The organism is Pseudomonas sp. WS 5412, from assembly GCF_012985615.1.
In the GTDB taxonomy this organism is placed as follows: domain Bacteria; phylum Pseudomonadota; class Gammaproteobacteria; order Pseudomonadales; family Pseudomonadaceae; genus Aquipseudomonas; species Aquipseudomonas shahriarae.
This window is the reverse complement of sequence record NZ_JAARMB010000008.1, coordinates 178,537-196,748: the sequence shown is the minus strand read 5'-3', so window position 1 is coordinate 196,748 and position 18,212 is coordinate 178,537. Positions and strand designations below refer to the sequence as shown.

12 protein-coding genes are annotated in these 18,212 nt (G+C 60.3%); 4 read left to right on the top strand and 8 right to left on the bottom strand.

All coding sequences use genetic code 11. From position 1 onward, the window contains the following. Nucleotides 1–102 precede the first annotated feature (102 nt). Nucleotides 103–1,728, top strand: coding sequence for a methyl-accepting chemotaxis protein (locus tag HBR94_RS13335; RefSeq protein ID WP_120733202.1), 1,626 nt, complete (start codon nucleotides 103–105; stop codon nucleotides 1,726–1,728). Nucleotides 1,729–2,185: 457 nt separating this feature from the next. On the opposite strand, the gene HBR94_RS13330 is transcribed toward HBR94_RS13335, so the two are convergent. The 5 genes from HBR94_RS13330 to HBR94_RS13310 all read right to left on the bottom strand — a co-directional run bounded on the left by HBR94_RS13330 (nucleotide 2,186) and on the right by HBR94_RS13310 (nucleotide 7,322). Next, a complete protein-coding gene (locus HBR94_RS13330) occupies nucleotides 2,186–3,163 on the bottom strand; it encodes a D-glycerate dehydrogenase (protein WP_170044957.1) in 978 nt (325 codons plus the stop codon). Next, on the bottom strand, nucleotides 3,163–4,461 hold the full coding sequence (locus HBR94_RS13325; protein WP_057959438.1) for an MFS transporter: 1,299 nt from the start codon (nucleotides 4,459–4,461) through the stop codon (nucleotides 3,163–3,165). The genes HBR94_RS13330 and HBR94_RS13325 overlap by 1 nt, the downstream gene beginning before the upstream one ends. 57 nt (nucleotides 4,462–4,518) lie before the next feature. After that, nucleotides 4,519–5,463: a sugar kinase gene (locus tag HBR94_RS13320; RefSeq protein WP_170044956.1), complete on the bottom strand. Its 945-nt coding sequence runs from the start codon at nucleotides 5,461–5,463 to the stop codon at nucleotides 4,519–4,521. Then, nucleotides 5,456–6,238 carry a TIM barrel protein gene (locus tag HBR94_RS13315; protein WP_115128283.1) on the bottom strand — a complete coding sequence of 261 codons (783 nt, stop codon included), beginning with the start codon at nucleotides 6,236–6,238 and terminating at the stop codon, nucleotides 5,456–5,458. Before HBR94_RS13315 ends, HBR94_RS13320 begins: the two co-directional genes overlap by 8 nt. A gap of 64 nt (nucleotides 6,239–6,302) precedes the next feature. Next, a complete protein-coding gene (locus HBR94_RS13310; RefSeq protein WP_057959440.1) occupies nucleotides 6,303–7,322 on the bottom strand; it encodes a LacI family DNA-binding transcriptional regulator in 1,020 nt (339 codons plus the stop codon). Between the two features lie 257 nt (nucleotides 7,323–7,579). On the opposite strand from HBR94_RS13310, the gene HBR94_RS13305 reads away from it, so the two are divergent. From HBR94_RS13305 to HBR94_RS13295, 3 genes are all read left to right on the top strand, one after another. Beyond that, nucleotides 7,580–8,827: a hypothetical protein gene (locus HBR94_RS13305; protein ID WP_057959441.1), complete on the top strand. Its 1,248-nt coding sequence runs from the start codon at nucleotides 7,580–7,582 to the stop codon at nucleotides 8,825–8,827. A 225-nt stretch (nucleotides 8,828–9,052) separates the two neighbouring features. Further along, complete coding sequence (locus HBR94_RS13300) at nucleotides 9,053–11,044, top strand: hypothetical protein (protein ID WP_170044955.1); 1,992 nt, start codon at nucleotides 9,053–9,055, stop codon at nucleotides 11,042–11,044. 288 nt (nucleotides 11,045–11,332) lie between these two features. Continuing rightward, the gene (locus tag HBR94_RS13295; protein WP_170044954.1) at nucleotides 11,333–13,597 is read left to right on the top strand and encodes an autotransporter outer membrane beta-barrel domain-containing protein; all 2,265 of its coding nucleotides are present in this window, start codon (nucleotides 11,333–11,335) and stop codon (nucleotides 13,595–13,597) included. 65 nt (nucleotides 13,598–13,662) lie between these two features. On the opposite strand, the gene HBR94_RS13290 is transcribed toward HBR94_RS13295, so the two are convergent. The 3 genes from HBR94_RS13290 to HBR94_RS13280 all read right to left on the bottom strand — a co-directional run bounded on the left by HBR94_RS13290 (nucleotide 13,663) and on the right by HBR94_RS13280 (nucleotide 18,199). Continuing rightward, nucleotides 13,663–14,124 carry a hypothetical protein gene (locus HBR94_RS13290; RefSeq protein WP_115128278.1) on the bottom strand — a complete coding sequence of 154 codons (462 nt, stop codon included), beginning with the start codon at nucleotides 14,122–14,124 and terminating at the stop codon, nucleotides 13,663–13,665. A gap of 260 nt (nucleotides 14,125–14,384) precedes the next feature. Continuing rightward, complete coding sequence (locus HBR94_RS13285; protein WP_115129403.1) at nucleotides 14,385–15,026, bottom strand: DUF1345 domain-containing protein; 642 nt, start codon at nucleotides 15,024–15,026, stop codon at nucleotides 14,385–14,387. Nucleotides 15,027–15,106: 80 nt separating this feature from the next. Then, nucleotides 15,107–18,199: an efflux RND transporter permease subunit gene (locus HBR94_RS13280; RefSeq protein WP_170044953.1), complete on the bottom strand. Its 3,093-nt coding sequence runs from the start codon at nucleotides 18,197–18,199 to the stop codon at nucleotides 15,107–15,109. Between the last annotated feature and the right edge of the window lie 13 nt (nucleotides 18,200–18,212).

Here is an 18,212-nt window from a genome sequence, read left to right as displayed (position 1 = left end):
CCTTTATAACAGTGGCGCCGAACCGTTATCTCCGCGCGTTGACGCTGAGTGACCGTGTCGCGGCAAGGACGCTCGCAGCCATCCCTTCTTGAGAGCTTTCCTATGTCCCTCCGTAATTTGAATATCGCACCTCGGGCGTTTCTCGGTTTTGCGTTTATTGCGTTGCTTGTGATTGTTCTGGGGGTGTTTGCCGTCAACCGTATGACGCTGATTCGCCAGGCCGCGCTGGATATGGGGGCTAACCAACTGCCGAGTGTCGGTTACCTGGCCAATATGACCGAGAACGTGTTGCGCCTGCGCATTCTGTCGTTTCGGGTCCTGGTCAATCGCGAACCGGTCGCCCTGCAGGAGGCCCAGGTGCGCATCGGGGTGCTGGTCGACAAGGCGCGCCAGGCCCAGGCGGGTTATGCCGCGCTGCCGGCCGGCGCTGAAGAAGCCGCGCTGTACAAGACTTTTGCCGCCACGCTGGACAACTACCTCAAGGCCCAGGCTGAAATGCTGACGCTGTCCCAGCAGAACAAAGTCGAGGAGATGCGGGCCCTGATCAATAGCCGGATCAAAGACGGTACGGATCAGATGGGCGAGCAACTCAATAAGCTGATTGCGATCAACGCCGCCAATGCCAAACAGGCCGGGGAAGACGCCGGGCGCAGCTACAGCGATGCCATCAGCGGAATTGTCGCGGTGTCGGTGGTGGCGGCGCTGATGACCGTATTGCTTGCCTGGTTGTTGACCCGCAGCATCGTCACACCGCTGCGCAAGGCGGTGGCCGCCGCCGAAACCATCTCCAGCGGCGACCTGAGCAAGGTCATTGCGGACGACGGCCAGGATGAGCCGGCGCGCCTGATCGGTGCCCTGGCTACCATGCAGAACAACCTGCGCCAGACCATCCAGCATATTGCCGGTTCAGCCACTCAACTGGCGTCGGCGGCCGAAGAGCTGAGCGCGGTGACCGAGGAAGCCTCCAAGGGCTTGCAGCAGCAAAACAATGAAATCGACCAGGCCGCCACTGCCGTCAATGAAATGACCGCCGCAGTGGAAGAAGTCGCGCGCAATGCGGTGTCCACCTCCGAAGCCTCGACCCAGTCGAACCAGGCCGCGCGGGAAGGGCGCGATCGTGTGGTGGAAACCGTGGGCGCGATCCAGACCATGACCCAGGACGTGCAGGATACTTCGGTGCTGATCGAAGGCCTGGCGACCCAGGGCCGGGATATCGGCAAGGTGCTGGACGTGATCCGTGCGATTGCCGAGCAGACCAACTTACTGGCCCTCAATGCCGCCATCGAAGCCGCACGTGCCGGTGAGGCCGGGCGCGGGTTTGCCGTGGTGGCCGACGAAGTGCGTGCCCTGGCCCATCGTACCCAGCAGTCGACCCAGGAGATCGAGAAAATGGTGGCCGGGATCCAGAACGGCACAGGGGAAGCGGTGCAGTCCATGCAGCAGAGCAACCAGCGCACCCAAAGCACCCTGGAAATGGCCCGCGCCGCCGGCGTGGCACTGGAGCAGATCACCCAGTCCATCAGCCTGATCAACGAGCGCAACCTGGTGATTGCCAGCGCGTCCGAAGAGCAGGCCCAAGTGTCCCGCGAAGTGGACCGCAACCTGGTGAATATCCGCGACCTGGCGACGCAGTCGGCGGCCGGGGCCAACCAGACCAGCGCCGCCAGTCATGAACTGTCGCGCCTGGCGGTGGATTTGAATGCGATGGTGGCGCGGTTTGTGATCTAAGCAGGGAGGACTTGGGTGGCTGGCATACCGCTATCGCAGGCAAGCCAGCTCCCACATTTGATTGATGGTGTGGCCCAGACTTGTGCCCCGCCGAACATCCCTGTGGGAGCGGGCTTGCCCGCGATAGCGGTGGTCCAGTCACTGTTTTCGGTGGCTGACAAAAGGGCGTTGGGTCGGGCTGTCAGGCTCCCACATTTGATTGATGGTGTGGCCCAGACTTCTGCCCCGCCGAACATCCCTGTGGGAGTGGGCTTGCCCGCGATAGCGGTGGTCCAGTCACTGTTTTCGGTGGCCGACACACGGACATTGGATCGGGCTGTCAGGCTCCCACATTTGATTGATGGTGTGGCCCAGACTTCTGCCCCGACGAACATCCCTGTGGGAGCGGGCTTGCCCGCGATAGCGGTGGTCCGGTCACTGTTTTCGGTGGCTGACACACGGGCATTGGGTCGGGCTGTCAGGCTTTCCATACGCTGAAATTGACCAGGTTTTTCGGCCGCTCGCCCGCCAACGCCGCCAGCAGATTATCCACCGCACACCGCGCCATCGCTTCACGGGTCTCGTGGGTGGCCGAGCCGATATGCGGTGTCGCCACCACGTTATTCAAACGCAGCAACGGCGAGTCGTGGTTCAACGGCTCACGCTCAAACACATCCAGCCCCGCCGCGCGGATCGTGCGCTGTTCCAGGGCTTTGATCAGTGCCGCCTCATCCACTACCTTGCCCCGGGAGATATTGATGAAAATCGTCTCCGGGCCCATCTGGGCGAATTCCTTGGCGCCAATCAACCCCTGAGTCTGTGCAGTCAACGGCAACGTCAGGCAAACAAAGTCAGCGTGTTGCAGCAACTCCGGCAAGCTGCAGTACCGCGCGCCGAAACGCTGCTCCACCAAAGGTTTGGGCGAATGGCTGTGGTAAATCACCGGCATGCCAAAGCCAAAGTGCCCACGCTGGGCCAGGGCTTCACCAATGCGCCCCATGCCAATGATGCCCAGGGTCTTGCCGTGCACATCGCTGCCAAAGTGCAGGGGGCCGATGTTCTGGTTCCAGTTGCCGGCGCGCACCATATTGGCCAGCTCCACCACGCGTCGGGCGGTGGCGAGGATCAGTGCAAAGCCGGTATCGGCCGTGGTTTCGGTGAGTACATCCGGAGTGTTGCTGAGCAAAATGCCGCGTTGGGTCAGGTAGTCGATGTCGTAGTTATCGACGCCCACCGAAACACTGGCCACGGCTTCCAGGCGCGGCGCCAGGTCCAGCAGTTGCGCATCCAGGCGCAAGCTGGCCCCCAGCAGGCCGTGGGCACTGGGCAGTGCCTCACGCAGTTGCGCCAGGCCCGCGGGGTCGAGGGATTCGATCAAGGTCACCTGGGCCGCTTCATGCAAACGGGCCATCAACGGTGCGGACAGTTTCTTGTACAGCACGACATGCTTTTTCATCAGGTTCTTACCTTCAAATCCAGGGAGTGCAACGGTGCTGCCGGGGACGGCTCCCGGGCACCGGTCTTGAGGAAAATCGTCAGCACCACCGACAGCAGCAACGCGCCGCTCATCAGCAGGTACGACGCACCGGGCGAGCCGGTGCTGCTATTGAGATAACCCACCAGGTAGGAGCCGCCAAACGAACCGAGGGCGCCCATGCTGTTGATCAAGGCCATGGCGCCGCCGGCGACGTTGGCCGGGAGGATTTCCGGGACGATGGCAAAAAACGGCCCGTAGGGCGCATACATGCAGGCGCCGGCGATCACCAGCAGGGTGTAGGACCACCAGAAATGCTCGGCCCCCAACAAGTAGGAACCATAAAACGCCACGGAGGCGATCAGCAGTGGTGGCCATACAAAGCGCTTACGCTTTTGCAGCTTGTCCGAGCCCCAGGACACCACCAGCATGCCGATCACCGCCGCCAGGTAGGGCAGCGCCGACAACCAGCCGGCTTCGACCATGTCCATTTTCAGGCCGGCCTTGAGGATAGACGGCAGCCACAGCACAAAGCCGTAGACGCCGATGCTCCAGCAAAAGAATTGCAGCGCGAGGATGATCACCTTGGGCGAACGGAAGGCTTCGGCATAGTTCTTCACAGCCTTGAGCCCGACCTGTTCGGCGGCCAGGGCGGTTTCCAGGTCGTGTTTCTCGCCAGCGCTCAGCCACTTGGCATCGGCTGGGCGCTCATCGGCCAGGCGCCACCAGATAAAGGCCCAGAACACCGCCGGCAGGCCTTCGATGATAAACATCCAGCGCCAGCTGTAATGCTGTACCAGGTAGCCGGATACCACCGACATCCACAGCATGGTCACCGGGTTGCCGAGGATCAGGAAGGTGTTGGCCCGCGAGCGTTCGGCACGGGTAAACCAGTGGCACAGGTACACCAGCATCGCCGGCATCACGGCGGCCTCCACCACCCCGAGCATAAAGCGGATGGCGATCAACATATAGGCGTTGGACACCACGCCGGTGAGGGTCGCCAGGCCGCCCCAGAGGATCAGGCTGACGAAAATCAGTTTCTTCACGCTACGCCGCTGGGCATAGATCGCCCCCGGTACCTGGAAGAAAAAGTAGCCGAGGAAGAACAGCGCACCGAGCAGCGAGGACATGCCCGGGGTGATCATCAGGTCTTCGGCCATCCCGGAGGCGGCGGCGAAGCCGTAGTTGGCACGGTCCAGGTACGCCAGGCTGTAGGTGATAAACACGATGGGCATGATGTACCACCAACGGCGGGTGGCGAGTTTCAGGTTGTTCATGGGGTTGCTCCTGAGCTTGTTGTAGTTGTGGCAACAGGTAACGGTTGTCGGTCCGGATCAGCCGGCTTTTTGCCAGGCGGGCAGGTCGGCGCGCAGGGGCAGGCCTTCCATATCGCCGCGACTCTGTACTGCGCGGCTGCCGATCCAGTTGGCGCGCTGTACCGCCTGGGCCAGGCTGAGGTTTTCCAGGAGGGCGCTGATCAGGCCCACGGCAAAGCCGTCGCCGGCCCCCACCGTATCCACCACCTTGGCCACCGGCACGGCTGCGACAAAGCCCTGGTCCAGTTGGCTGCAGTAGTAGGCACCGTGGGGGCCGAGCTTGATGGCTACGGCTTCCACGCCCAGGTCGAGGTAGAAGGCGGCAATATCCCCGGGATCTTCGAAACCGGTCAGCAGCCGACCTTCGCTCAGGCCCGGCAATACCCAATGCGCCAGGCCGGCCAGGGCGTTGACTTCGCGGATCATTTTTTGCTCGCTGGGCCATAGCGAAGGGCGCAGGTTCGGGTCAAAGGACACACTGCGGCCGGCCGCGCGCATCTGGCTCATCAACTCGCGCGACAGTTCGGCGGTGGCGTCCGACAGCGCCGGCGGAATCCCGGTGGCGTGCAGATGGCGCGCCGTTAGCAATTCTGGAGTGATTGCGGCGCTGGACAAGTGACTGGCCGCCGAGCCACGCCGGAAATACTCGACCTGGGGATCGTCGCCGCTCTCTTCCCGGGACTTGAGCTGAAAGCCGGTGGGGTGCGCGGGATCCACCGCCACATGCCGGCAATCCAGGCCTTCACGCTCCAGGGCCGCGACCACAAACCGCCCCAATGAGTCATGACCGACCCGGCTCAGCCAGGCGACGTTGAAGCCCAGGCGTGACAACCCGATCGCCACGTTACTGTCGGCCCCGGCGATGCGCTTTTCGAAGTGGCCGACCTGGGCCAGGTCGCCGGTTTGTTCGGCGACAAACATCGCCATGGTTTCGCCGAACGAGAGGATATCGATCTCAGACATGGGCATTCTCCACACGCGGTTGGCCAAGGTGGGCGAGGGCGGCGACCTGCTCGGCGGTGACCGCCACCAAGTCGTCGCCTTGCAGCGGGAATTCCACCGCGCGGCTGATACCTTGGGGCATCAGCTGCAGCAATTGTTCCCATAGATGCAGGTCGGCGCTGCCGGGCGGCAGAGCTACCAACTTGCCGTCGGCGCGGCGGGCCACGGCCTTGCAATGCAGGTAATCCACATGCCGGCCCAGCAAGCGTGCGGCGGTACGTGCGGACTGGTCTTGCCAGTGCCAGTTGCCGATATCGAAGGTCATTTTCACCGGCACCGCCAGGCGCTCGGCTTCATCGAAGAAGCGTTGCATCGGCTCGATGCGCCCGCCGTGCAGGGTCTGGTCGTTCTCCACCAGTAAGCGCACCGGGTGGCGGTTGAGCAGGGCGCTGAGGCTGTGCAGGTCGTTGGTGTCGGTGAAGTAACCCAGCGAAACCTTCAACCAGCGCGCACCGAACGCCTGGGCCCGGTCGAGGGTGGCGGCCAGCTCCGAATTGGCTTGGGCACGCCCGGCGACCCACAGCTCCAGGGGCGACGAAAACACACACTCCAGATCTTGCGCGGCGGCGGCCTGGGCCAGTTCGCCGGGTTGTTCGCTGGTCAGCAGTTCTTCACGCCATTCAATACGCCTGGCCCCGGCAGCGGCCAGCAGCTCGACGAAACTCAACTGGCCGCGCTGGCGAACCAGGTCGGCGCCGTAGCTGGAAAGGCTGATGGAAACGGGATATCTATGCATTTTTATTGATCTCTGAAACCGGTTTCATTTGTAGATAAAAAAATGCCCGTGCAGGCGGTTATGCCTACACGGGTTGGGTTGAGCCTCGCACGATCAGTTGCGGGGCAAAATCCAGGGAACGGGTCGCCGAGGTATCGCCGCGCAACCGCTTGAGCAAGCACTCAAAAGCGCTGGCGCCAATGGCTTCGGTCGGCTGGGCCAGGGCGGTGATGCCGCTGCCTACCAGTGGGTACCACTCCAGGTCATCCAGAGCGATCAAGCCAACGTCCTCGAACAATCGGCAACCCAACTCGCGCAGGGCTTTGCTACAGGCCAGCGCGGCAATGCCGTTGGCACAGAACAAGGCTTTGGGCCCGGCTTGGCCTGCGCCCAGAAACGTCTGCAAACGCTGGGGCAGGTCGAGGTCTATCTCCAGTACAGCGCCGTGCATTTTTTTGCGACGGCTGATCTGGGCCTGGAAACTGTCCATGCGCTCAATCCGCGAGCTGGTGCCATCGGCGGCCTCGCTGATCAGCAAAATATCCCGATAGCCCTGTTGCTCCAGGTGATCCAGGGCCATGCCCACGGCCAGTGGGTTATCCAGGCCCACCAGGTCGCTGTGCAGCGCCTCGACCTTACGGTCCACCAGCACCAGGGGCATTTCCCGTTGCAGCTCGAGTAACTGGTCGCGGTGATGGCCCAGGGTATTCACGATCAGGCCTTCGATGTTATAGGCGCGCAACGCCGCCAGGTGCTGGCGCTCCTGCTCGTCATCGCGGTCGGTGTTGCACACCACCAGGCTGTAGCCGTGCTGTCGGCAGGCGGTTTCCACGCCATGCATCACGGCAATCGAATAGGGGTTGCGGATATCCGCTACCAGCATGCCGATCAGGCGCGTGCGTCCACGTTTCAGACCACGGGCCATCTGGTTGGGGCGGTAGCCCAGGTCATCAATAGCCTGTTCGATACGTTGGGCGATGGCGTCGGACAGCAGGGCGCGGTCGTCGCCGATAAAGCGCGACACGCTGGCCTTGGATACGCCGGCGCGCTGGGCTACATCAAGCATGGTCACGCGGCTGCGCTGGGCGGCGGAGAATGAAGTCACGGCGGGGCCTTTCTTATTAGTGTGAGGTGGCAGTGCGCTGGGCATTGAAACCGGTTTCAGAAAACACCAGTCAGCCAGTCTCGTCAAGAAAATATTTGTTGGGATCGGTATGAAGTCAGGCCGCTCAAACCGACGAGCGGGGAGCGCACCTGTTAGTTCTGACAGTATCCGCAGCACCACAGGAGGTGTTCAATTGCCCCAACAGAGCCGCAAGCGCCGTGATCAGGTGATGCATAGGCGTGTAAAGGGAGGTTTGGATGAGCACCCACAATGCTGGCCAATCGAGCGCGAATGGCCCCCAAGGCCCAGGAGGCAGCCTGGCGATTGACGCGCCCATCGTCGTCGACGCGCTGCCTGATGGGTTGGTGCCGGTGCAATTTTACTTCTCTGATCTACAGCTTTTGATTCCCACTCCCTGGGCGTTTCTACCGGGTCCGGGCAGAGACCAATATGTCGTGTTCGAGTGGAGCGTCCGCGGTGCCCGCCCGGTCGACACGCCACCGGTGTTGCTGCCTAACCCGATGACGGCCGCCGACTTTCCCTACCCGATGCAGATACCCCAGGCATTTTTGCTGAACAGTGCAATTATTGATCTGACGTTTCGCATCCATAACGGCACGCCGAACAGCCCCAGCGTCGATAGCTCTGAGGTTGTGACGATCAGGATCGACCGCGATGCGCCCGGTGGCGGTGCGTTGCTGCCACCGGCCATTTTCCCCATTGATCCGATTACCGAGGCCTACCTGGTCGCCAACCCCCTGGTGCCCATGGAAATCCCGCAGGGATATTTGGGGCGTGAGGTCGGTGATCAGGTGCCGATGTATTTTTCAGACATGAATATCTTGCCAACCGGCGCGCCGACCCTGGTTTCTGCACCGTTGGCCAGCGCCACCGGCCGCATATTCGTGGACGTGCCCAGCGAGGTGTTCCGTCGTTTTCCGGGGGCGCTCTGGATCTTCTGCTTCTATCGCCTGCAAGACCGTGCCGGCAACATCAATCCGATGTTTTCACTGGTGGCGCAAGTCAGGCTGCAAACCGACCTTCCACCCTCCAACTACCCTCGGCCCCGTTTCCCGCAATCGGAGTTGCATCCTAACGGCTACTTGACCTGCAGCACCCAGCCTCCGATCTGGTTCGGTGTCGAGGTGTTCATAGCCCCTCACGCGGACATCCGTTCTGGTGATCTGATTACGCTGCGGTTCCAGGGGTACGGGCTGTACCCGGATGTCAATCCAGACCCCAATATCGTGGAAACCCTCACGCATTACTGGGATGAGGTCAGCGATGCGTCCGGCTATGCCTTCTGGATACTCGATGTCGAGCGCTTGATTCGGCCCCTGAAAAAAAACGCCGGAGGAGAAGCTCATTACACGGTGTCCAGGGGAGGCGTGATCATTGGCCGGTCTGCTTCTAGGTATGTGCCGTTCGATCGGGTAGTGAATACCTCGCCCCCCCCGCCAAACCCCATCTACTGCTGGATTGACGGCAATGGCCCAGAACCCTGATTGCGAGTGCTTTGCGTCATGAGTGTTGGAACACCGCGTACGTTTCACTGAACTTCTGACGGGTAAATCCAAAGTTGGTTTGTTTGGCCGCATGTCATACGGCTGGGAAGAGTGTTGCTGCGATTTCAGTCACCTGGCAGTCACTCAAGCAGCGGGGCGATGGCCGTCCGGCCACTTCATGAGTGTTTGTGCGATGCCTACATTAAGTACTAAGGAGAGACTGATATGAGCAGCAACCCTGACGTCACCATTACATCCGAACCTTTGGTTATTGATGCGCCCACGATTGCAGAGGCACTGGATAATGCAACGGGTCTTATTCCAGCGGCCGTTGCTCGTGCGGGTATCACCGTGGAGTGCCGAACCGGGCGGATCTCGGTACCGACCGACTGGCTGGGTATTCAAATTCGCACAACCACCGATCCGGTGCCCACTTGGCGGCCCTTTCTGGAACCATTCCAGATCAACTTGGACCCCGTGCCTGCAATCATCGATAGATACATTCCGGCGCCGTCTCCCGAGTTTGAGTTCCCGCATGGCTTTTATGAGATCAAAGTCGTGCAATACCGCAATTCCAATGGCACACCAGGTGCTGCGCGGGACGAGTCCAACCCTGCCGCGTTTCGCGTCGATCTGATTGCGCCCTACGCTGTAGCGTCGTCACGTGAACAACCCACCGTTCCGATGCTGGCTAATGCGCCAGCGGGGACCATTATCGACAATGCGTTCCTGATAAATCATGGCGGCGTGGAGATTGTTATCCCCCGCAACACCTTCAGTCCCCAGCCTGGGCGATTCGAAGCGGGGGACATAGCTAACGTTTACTTCAGCCCGGTAATGGACCCACGACCAGAGTATCTGGTGAGCGGCCCAGGTGTGCCTCTGCTACCACCACCCGACAACAGCACCTTCTTCCTGCCCGCCAGCCAGATCATCTTGAGTGGGCTTTATTATTTTTTCTACACCATGGTTGACCGGGCAGGGAATATCAGTCGCCCATCGTTCAATGAGTTTCGCACGGTCTCGTTACTGACCGACCCCGTACTATTGGAGCCATTCCTACCGCTTGCGCCGGCCCCACGTGACGGTAGCACTGATGATGTGCTCAGCATTGCGGACTTTGTGCTGGGCATTAAACTCCATATCGAACAGTATCTTAATTTCGCTACAGGACTGGACAAGTTCGAGACGCAATGGGAAAGCCAGCCCTTTGGCCCGCAAACCACTGAACTCACGGGCTTCCCGGTAGTTTTCAGTAATATGAATGATGCGATCAAGGCCGCCTATACCGCGACGCTAGGTCCTCAGACGGTAAGCGTGCGTTACCGGACTGATCGCAACGGTGTGTTCTTCCTCTCACCCGCTAAAAACGTCCGGCTCGACTTGTCGGTAGAAGGGCCTGTACTGCCGGGCACACTGGAACCAGGCGATATGAACCCTGGGCTGAACCCGGCACAAGTGTTTGGCGAGGACTCACAGGAGTTGAATACCCTGCGCATTGGCGATGCGGACCGACCTGTGACTATTGTGATTCGACTCTGGACCATTGCGGCACTGCCTCATCCAGGCAATCAGTTTTACTTGTATTGGGGCGCCTCCAAAGAGCGTGTCGGGCCTTTCCCTTTAAGCACTACGGTTCCTGGCGAGGACGCGAGGTTTATCATTCCCTGGGCGGTGGTTGCCCGCCACGGGAACAATCTGCAGCCTGTCAGCTATTCTGTCATTGGCCCCGGGACTATCAATGAGAACCCGTCGCCCCTTACCACGGTCAATGTGATCGATGCCGTGACGGTGGAACTGGCGCCGGCAAGGTATGAGAATCTCATCGCTGGCGAATGGACCTGTCAGTCGCTGGTACAACGGATGCCTGGCTCGCCGCCGGTCCTGGCTGCCATGCTTTTCATTCCGGGCGATGTCAGGCTGGTAGTGGGCAATACTGTGGAGGTTACGGTCACTATCACCAACCAGTACCCCCAGCTCCCACCGGGCCCCTTTGTAGAGCCTATTACAACTGCGCCCTTGACCGCTGCCGATGTGGCCAACGGTTTTTATGTCGATATCATTTACCGTCCATTCCTGGCTCAAGCGCCGTTCGGCCCTTGCGAGGTCACCTACACCACGAACGTGGCGGGTGGAGGCATCGGTCGCGGGCGGTTGGCCGAAGTATTCACCATACTCTCCAACCCTGACTCTTTCTGTGATGGCATATCTGCTTAACCTACGAATCAACGCCTCCAAGTCTACAAACTGCTGAAAGCACAAAAGGGAAGCATGGCTTCCCTTTTGTGCATCTGGTAGCAATGGACTACGGCTTGTGGACGGATCAGTTTGCCAGTTGTGCAGTTTTCCATGCCACTGCGGTGCCTATACCTAAGCTTTGCTCGGATTAGTCCTACAGTCATCAGTACGTTCACTACGTAACCTCTGCGCCTTACAGGTGAGGCTTCATTCCGCGGGAACGAGCCAAGCCGTTTTTACAGGCGCTACCCAGAGAGTGAACCCCCGATGTCATTACCTACCAGATTCGAGCTCAAGCCCTTGAGCAAGATGATGCATGTTCCAGCCATTAGCGTGCTTCTGCTTGCAGCGATGCACACCAGCGTCCAAGCGGATCAACTGATCGGTGAGTCAAGGACCATTGGCCCCCATGAGATGAAAAATGATTGGCAGTTGGATCATAAGTCCGAGCTGACCGTCAACGGTGCTCGCGCCGGAAATATCCTGGCCAACGACTCGACGCTGAATGTCAATACCGGCAGCCGGATCGAAGATATCCGTGCGACGCAGGGCTCCACCGTCAACGTTGACGGCGCCACTGTTGAATCCAACCACTCGATATGGGGGGCGGTGCGCCTGGATGACAGTGCGGCCATCATTCGCAACAGTGCCATCATCAGCCACACAACTTTCGGTTTGCAGGCGTACCAGAGTTTCAATTCCGACAAGGGCGGCATTGCCCAGGTGTTCAACAGCATCATCCGGGGGGAAAAGAGCGGGGCAATAGCCACGGGCAATGCTGAGTTGCACTTCAATCAGAACACTGTGGTCGAAGGCACCGGCGCCGATAGTGATGGCGTGTGGCTCGACGGTGCAACCGCGACTGCCAGCCAAAGCAGCATCATCGGCGGCAAGAATGGCGTGTTGTTTACCAACGAAGCTGGCAGCAGCGATGCCGGCAAACTGGTGCTGGATAACTCCAGCGTCGAAGGGCGCAACGGCTCGGCCATTGTCGTGGAAGGTCACCCTGGCGAGGAGATGGAAGTTGAAATCGACGTGCGCAACGGCTCAACCCTGACCGGTGGCAATGGCGTGCTGCTGGAAGTCAACGGCGGTGCCCAGGCGAGCATGAATGTCGATAGCAGCCGGTTGAAAGGCGACGTCATTGTCGAAGATGGCAGCACGGCACATTTGAACCTGGAAAACAGCTCCGGGCTCAAAGGCCAGCTGCAGAATGTCACCAGCTTGAACGTAGGCAATGGGTCGTACTGGGAGTTGACCGCCGACAGCCAGGTGGGTGCCTTGAACCTGGTGGACGGTACGGTGATATTCGGCCACACCGATGCGTTTTATCAGTTGGACCTGGACAGTCTCGACGGCAACGGCACCTTCGTCATGGGTACCGATTTTGCCAACGGCATCACGGACTTCCTGAACATCAGCGGCGAAGCCAACGGCAGTCACAGCCTGTTGCTCGCAGCCAGCGGTACAGAGCCGGTCAACCCCGAAGCGATTCGTATCGTGCATACCGGCGGGGGTGACGCGCAGTTCTCACTGGCGGGCGATGTCGTCGACGTGGGTGCCTATTCCTATGGTCTGAAAAAGGATGGCACCGATTGGTTCCTCGACCCGAACAACCGCGTGATCAGCCCGGCTACTCGCTCGGTCATGGCGTTGTTCAATACCGCCCCCACGGTCTGGTACGGCGAGGCGACTTCCCTGCGTACGCGCATGGGCGAGCTGCGTTTCGAGCCTGGTCAGGCGGGTGTGTGGATGCGTGGTTATGGCAACAAGTACAAGGTGGCCGAGAGCACTGGGGTTGGCTACAACCAGAACCAGCAGGGCTTTACCCTGGGTGCTGACACACCGTTGGCCGACAGCCAGTGGCTGGTGGGTGTGATGGCCGGCCATAGTACTTCGGGCTTGAACCTCAAGCGCGGTACGTCGGGCACAGTGAAGAGCTACTACGTGGGTGCTTACGCAACCTGGCTGGATGAAGAGAGCGGTCTGTATTTCGACGCCGTGGCCAAGCTCAACCGTTTCCATAACGAGTCCAAGGTCGGCTTGAGTGACGGCACCAAGTCCAAGGGCAAGTACGCCAACACCGGCGGTGGCCTGTCGGCAGAGTTCGGTCGCAATATCAAGCTGGACGACGGTTACTTCGTCGAGCCGTATGCCCAGCTGTCCACCGTGGTGATCCAGGGCGCCAACTACAACATGAAAAATGGCCTGCACGCCGATGGCGAGCGCACCCGCTCGATCATGGCCAAGGCCGGTGCGACGGTGGGGCGTGACATCCAGCTCGACAGTGGCAGCGTACTCCAGCCTTACCTGCGGGCGGCGATGGTGCATGAGTTTGCCAACAACAATAAGGTCGCGGTGAACAACCATGAGTTCAACAACGACCTATCGGGTTCACGCGCCGAGTTCGGTGCGGGCGTCGCAGTTAAGTTGTCGCAAAACCTGCAACTGCACGCCGACCTAGAGCACAGCAGCGGTGGCCGGGTCGAGCAGCCATGGGGCGCCAACGTAGGTGTGCGCTACAGTTGGTAAAGACTTGACGCTTATTAACGCCCGTATCGAAAGATACGGGCGTTTTTTTGCTCTTGCATAATCGATCAACTGGTTACGTCGAAACCGACTTCCAGTGTGTGTGGGTTCCCGTTGACATCTTCATCGGTGGTGCCATTCAGCGTGCCGCTGATTTTGATGATGCCGGCTTCCAGGTTGTTAATGATCAACGTTCCTGAGGAGCAGCGCACGACGTAATGAATCGTAGGCGACTTGACGGCATACCAGACATTGACCTTATTGGACTGCCACTTATCCAGCTCTAATACCTGCCCATTGCGAATGGTGTCGGGCAGTTCGATCGTGATTTTTTCCACGGTGACTGCATTATCAGCATGTCGTGCTAGAAGGCGGTAGATGGCCGCGTCATGGTCATGCACCAGGGTCAAAGTCTGAAAGTGGACCGATATCGTATCGATAAATGCGTCGAATGTACCAGTGGCGCTGAGGGCCTTGGGGTACAGTGCTTTTTGTTGCGCAGGGGACAACTGTTGCGCTTGTACGCTCATGATCGCTTCTCCATCGCTGATGATTGTGCGAATAACAGAGGTTTCGAGGGCTCTGTTCGAGTCATGAAATAGCAGTGCGCGTGGGCTGTAAACTGTCAGAACTAACAGTATACGAAGGCAGCGACTCATGAGTGATGCGTGGCCTGACTCGGCACCTGGCCTGAAAGCATTAGACGCCTTTGTACGGGATTTTCTACTGTGAGGAATGACAGTCTAATAACCTGCCATTAATACGCTTTAGTTCTGAGCCCGATGCAACTTCAAGCAAAAAGACCCGCCGCAATATTGATCGAGAACCCCAATATCGCCGTATTGAAAAGAAACCCGATCAGCGACTGCCCCAGTACCACTTTGCGCATGGCGCGGGTAGCCACTCCCACATCCGAGGTCTGCACGGCGACGCCGATGGTGAAGGAGAAATACAGAAAGTCCCAGTAGTTGGGGGTCAGCAGCCCCTCGGCAAAGCGCAACGCCGGCTCCTTGCCCTCCCAGGTGTAATACAGACGAGCATAGTGCACGCTGAAAATCACCCCGATCAGCAGCCACGAACCAATCACCGTCACCCCGGTAAAACCGTAATGCAGCAGGCGTTCGGCAGTGCCCAGGTCCTTGCTGCCAGCCAGGCCAACGGCAATCGTCGCCAGGCTGGCAATCGCCGCAATGCACACCATAAATAACACCAGGCCGGCGTTTTCATCCTCGACCTCGGCGATGCGCTTGACGTCCTCGGCCTTGGCACGGATGGTCAGGCGCAGCATCAGCACCAGGTAGGTCCAGACCCCGACGTTCCAGCCGATCAGGATTTTGCTGAGGATTGAATCGAAGGGCGCCAGGATGCCGATTGCCAGGCCCAGGACGGCGGCAGCGGACAGGCGAGGGTGGGTTCGGGCGAGGAAGGGCATAGTGCTCACAAATGCAGGATGTTTGAGCACCATAGCCTATTCCTGCAGGAGCCGGCTTGCCGGCTCCTGCAGGGGGCTGATCAATCTTTGCGTTTGCGCACCAGTTTCATGACGACCACAAAGAACACCGGCACAAACACCACCGCCAGTGTCGCCGTGATCATGCCGCCAATCACCCCGGTCCCAATCGCCTGCTGGCTCGCCGAACTGGCGCCAGTGGCAATCGCCAACGGCACCACGCCCAGAATGAACGCCAGCGAAGTCATGATGATCGGTCGCAGACGCAAGCGTGCGGCCTTCAATGTCGCGTCAATCAGGTCTTCGCCCTGGTCATACAGGTCCTTGGCGAACTCGATGATCAGGATCGCGTTTTTCGCCGACAGCCCGATGATCGTGATCAAGCCGACCTTGAAGAACACGTCGTTGGGCATGCCGCGCAGCGACACCGCCATGACCGCGCCCAACACGCCCAACGGCACCACCAGCAGCACCGAAGTGGGGATCGACCAGCTCTCATACAGCGCCGCCAGGCACAGGAACACCACCAGCAGCGACAGCATCAACAGCAGCGGCGCCTGGGAGCCTGACAAGCGCTCCTGCAAGGACAACCCGGTCCATTCCTGGCCCAGGCCGGCTGGCAATTGGCTGACCAGACGCTGGATTTCTTCCATCGCCTCGCCGGTGCTATGACCGGGTGAGGCTTCACCCGAAATAGCGATGGCCGGGTAGCCGTTGTAACGGGTCAACTGCGCCGGGCCCTGGACCCAGCGCGCTTCGACAAACGCCGACAGCGGCACCATCTTCCCGGCGTTGTTGCGCACATGGATCTTCATCAGGTCTTCGACCTGGCTGCGCTGGTCGCCTTCGGCCTGTACCACCACGCGCTGCATGCGGCCCTGGTTGGGGAAGTCGTTGATGTAGGCCGAGCCAACGGCCGAGGACAGGATATTGCCCACATCGGCAAACGACACGCCCAGGGCATTGGCCCGCTTGCGGTCCACCTCCAACTGCACTTGCGGCGCCTCGGCCAGGGCACTTTCGCGCACATTGGCCAGGATCGGGCTTTTTTCCGCAGCCGCCAGCAGTTCGGTACGGGCTGCCATCAACGCGGCATGGCCGACGCCGCCCCGGTCCTGCAAGCGGAACTCAAAGCCGCTGGAGGTACCCAGGCCATCCACCGGTGGTGGCAGCACGGCATAGGCCATCGCATCCTTGAGTTCGGTAAAGGCCATGTTGGCGCGATCGGCAATCGAGGCCGCCGAATCATCGCTGCTGCGCTCGGACCAATCCTTGAGCGTGGTAAACGCCAGCGCCGCGTTCTGCCCGGAACCGGAGAAGCTGAACCCCATGATCATCGTCGTATCACCGACGCCCGGCTCGGTGGCGTTATGGGCCTCGATCTGCTCGGCCACCAGCACCGTACGGTTCTTGCTCGCGCCCGGCGGCAACTGGATATCGGTGATGGTGTAGCCCTGGTCTTCCACCGGCAGGAACGAGGCGGGCAGGCGGCTGAACAGGAAGCCCATGCCCACCAGCAGGACCAGGTAGATCAGCAGGTAGCGGCCGCTGCGCTTGAGGGCATAGGCAACCCAGCCTTCGTAGCGGTCGGTCAGTTGTTCAAAGCGCCGGTTGAACCAGCCGAAGAACCCACCCTTGGTATGGTGCTCGCCCTTGGCAATCGGCTTGAGCAACGTGGCGCACAGGGCCGGGGTCAAGGACAGGGCGAGAAACGCCGAGAACAGGATCGAGGTGGCCATCGACAGCGAGAACTGCTGGTAGATCACCCCCACCGAACCCGGCATAAAGGCCATCGGCAGGAACACCGCCACCAGCACCAGGGTAATGCCGATGATCGCCCCGGTAATCTGGCCCATGGCCTTACGTGTGGCTTCCTTGGGCGACAGGCCCTCAGTCACCATGATCCGCTCGACGTTCTCCACCACCACAATCGCATCGTCCACCAGGATGCCGATGGCCAGCACCATGCCGAACATGGTCAGCACGTTGATCGAGAAACCCAGCAACAGCATGGTGGCGAAGGTGCCCATCAGTGCAATCGGCACCACCAGCGTCGGGATCAGGGTGTAGCGGATGTTTTGCAGGAACAGGAACATCACCGCAAACACCAGCGCCATCGCCTCCAGCAGGGTGTAGATCACCTTGGTGATCGAGACCTTGACGAACGGCGAGGTGTCGTAAGGGATCTTGTACTCGACATTGGCCGGGAAGTAGCGCGACAGCTCATCCATCTTTGCCCGCACCAGGGTCGCGGTGCTCAAGGCATTGGCGCCGGGCGACAGTTGCACGCTGACGGCGGTGGAGGGCTTGCCGTTCAGGCGCGTGGAGAACTGGTATTCCTGGCTGCCGATCTCGACCCGCGCCACATCACCAATACGCACGGTGGAACCGTCCGGGTTGGCCTTGAGCACAATGTCGGCAAACTCGGCCGGCGTGGAGAGCTGGCCCTTGACCAGAATCGACGCGGTGATTTCCTGGGTATTGGTGCCCGGCAGATCACCGATGCTGCCGGCCGAGACCTGGGCGTTCTGCGCGGTAATCGCCGCATTGACGTCGGCCGGGGTCAGGTTGAAACCGATGAGCTTCTGCGGGTCGATCCAGATCCGCATCGCGCGCTCGGCGCCGTACAGCTGGGCCTTGCCCACGCCGTCGAGGCGCTTGAGCTCGTTCATCACGTTGCGCGCCAGGTAATCGCTGAGCGCCACGTCGTCGAGCTTGCCGTCGCTGGAGGTCAAAGTCACCAGCAGCAGGAAACCGGCGGACACCTTCTCCACCTGCAAGCCCTGCTGGGTCACAGCTTGCGGCAGGCGCGGCTCCACGGCCTTGAGGCGGTTCTGCACATCGACCTGGGCCATTTCCGGGTCGGTGCCCGGCTGGAAGGTCGCGGTGATGGTGGCCGAGCCGAGGCTGCTCTGGGATTCGAAATACAGCAGGTGGTCGGCGCCGTTGAGCTCCTGCTCGATCAGGCTGACCACGCTTTCATCCAGGGTTTGCGCCGAAGCGCCCGGGTACACCGCGTAGATTTCCACTTTCGGCGGCGCGACGTTGGGGTACTGCGCCACCGGCAACTGCGGGATGGCGAGGGCGCCGGCCAGCAGGATAAACAGGGCGACCACCCAGGCGAAGATCGGGCGGTCAATAAAGAACTGCGGCATTGTCTCTGATCCC